Genomic DNA, 2,424 nt, shown 5'->3' on the forward strand with positions numbered 1-2,424 from the left:
TCTGGTTGCCCAGACGCGGGTGCCGATCTCGGCCTTGAGGGTGGCGAAGAACGATTCGGCGACGGCGTTGTCGTAGCAGGAGCCGACCCGTCCCACCGGCCCCGCCGGGAACGCGGGTCGGGCACCGAATCGAGGTAGGGGCGCAGGTCGGCGATCCGGCCGGTGTCCAGCGGCCCCAGCTTCACCAGCACGGCAGGGATGGGAGAAGATGCAACAGCAGGCACGGGCCACCTCGTGATCATCTGGCTTCGACACCACAATGATCACGAATCCCATGCCTGCCCTGCTATCCACCCCAACCGGTCACAACCCGACCAGCCACACAACCCCGGAACTTGCAACCGCCCTGACCGATCAGGGTTTCGGAATGGCGGGACCCGCACCTTTCGCCAATGAGGACTGGGCTACGGCCCCGCCCACTCGGGAAGTCGAGATGTTTTCCGGCTGCCGTGATGGGGTGATCGTCGACTGCAAGGCGGCAGCGGCCTGTGTGAATCCACGAAACCGATCCCGCTGTTCGCCTCCGAGCGATGTGCTCACCGGAGGCGCTGAGGTGGGCCGCAGCGCAAGGTCGGTCATCCATGCCGGGCCCGGGTCAAAGGGTGCGGCCGGATAGCCCGGTTGCGGCGAGGCAAGTGGCGCTCCCGATGCGGGCGTCGCCTGGGCTGGCCGCGGACCAGAAAGTAGGTTAAGGATTTCTGCGTGAGCCGAGGCATCTGGTGCCGCACGAGTCAATGCCGCAGTGGGGCCGGGGTAGGCGGGGGGTCCGTACGAGGACGACGCGGCTGGGCCGGGGTAGGAGGGGGGTCCGTACGAGGACGACGCGGCTGGGCCGGGGTAGGCGGGTCCGTACGAGGACGACGCGGCTGGGCCGGGGTAGGCGGGTTCCGACGTCAGACGGGCGCCTTCAAGCGATCTAATTTTGCGGTAAAACCAGTTCCTATCAATGCGGACATTGCCGTCAACGTCAGGTTCCAAGGGAATGCGATGTCGAACTAGCATCTCCCTGAATGCTGGCAAATGTTTGTTTTCGGAATTGCATCCCCAATCCTTGAGCGCGTTAAGCAAGGCATCTTCATTCGGCTCCGTGCACATTCCTTCGGGAAGAGGAAGTCGCTTAAAGTGTTTCAAAAACTTGTCAATTTCATCAATTTTTCTGTTTTTTTTTGGGACCTGGGGCCACCTGCGGAACTGCCGGTTTTCGCGGACATCGACTCTCCTATGGCTAGCGCGTCGGGGGTACGTGTTCAGCCAACGTCAATGGCATGATCATGCCTTGTCAAGACTCCTGCTGATCGGGTCTGAACTATATCCGTTTCATAATCCCCGTTTTCCATTCTTATGTAGCACTTACAATCACGCCTCGGCAATTCTGGGGTCGGTCGATCTGAGCCCATTCTGCCACCAGTCATGTATCCCGCAGTGTAATTATAATATATGAACCCTGCCACGAGTCGGTCCCTGTTCCGCATGAGTTGCTCATTCACTGTGCAGCTTCTCCCTCTTCATAATCCGTGTGGTCATGGACGGAAGTACAACATGTGAAACGAGAAGTCTTCTCCGTAGGTTCACGCAGGGCGGTTGCAAGTTCCCGGGCACGCTGGAACCCCACCGAACGGCTCGCCGCCGAACCGGCGGTGCTTACCACGAACGCCAGCAGATGACTGTCCGAGCGCACCTGCCCACTCAGGGCTATTGCGTAGTCGCTTGAGTGCCGGCTGACCTGCGGGAATTCGCGGTCAACCGTCCGGTGCAGGTGGTCGGTTCGGCTGGGAACCGAAGCTGAAGTGGTGCGACCGAAGGCAACCGAAGGCCCGTAGCTCCGCAGACCAATGGACCGGGACCGCCACGACGGGGGCTGCGCTGGTGCTGACCTGCGCAAACGGACTACGCAATAGCCCTGGGTCAGACCGAGTCGGCCGCCCATCTATTCACGCTGAACAGGGGTTGCACAAATAGAACGGGAGCAGCAGCCGGCAGGTTCACGCAGGGCTATTGCGTAGTCGGTTGAAGGGTGTCTGAACTGGGAGTTTGGGGTGGGATCCAGCGAGGGTGAGGGTCCAAGTAGGACGGGTGCGACCCGTTGGTGATCATGGAGTTTGCGAAGACCCACTAGGCCTGCTGCCGGTCTTCGAAGAACTCCCGTAGTGGGGTGCAGTTGCCGTAGACCTCGTCGCCGCAGGCGAAGTCGAAGACGACGCCGTCAGCGTATGCGTCGGTGCAGATGTCGATGGCCAGCTGCCCTTTGGTCCGGAATGTCAGCCCGTCCGCGATGCCCATCCCCGCCGCGGTGTCCGGGTCGGTGAGGTGCTCGGCCGGGATCCATTGCCGGGCCCCGATCAGCGCATGCCCGACACGTTCACGCACATACGCCAGATGCACCGTGTTGATCCCGTTCGCGAGCCGACCCGCACAGCCCATGTA

General features: G+C 61.6%; 1 protein-coding gene. It reads right to left on the reverse strand.

The features are described 5' to 3' along the window. Positions 1-2,112: 2,112 nt before the first annotated feature. The coding region (locus AB0H52_RS31785; RefSeq protein WP_357951979.1) for a transposase at positions 2,113-2,424 on the reverse strand (312 nt) is incomplete at its 5' end.

This window comes from Micromonospora sp. NPDC050695, assembly GCF_040654415.1.
Taxonomy (GTDB): Bacteria; Actinomycetota; Actinomycetes; order Mycobacteriales; family Micromonosporaceae; genus Micromonospora.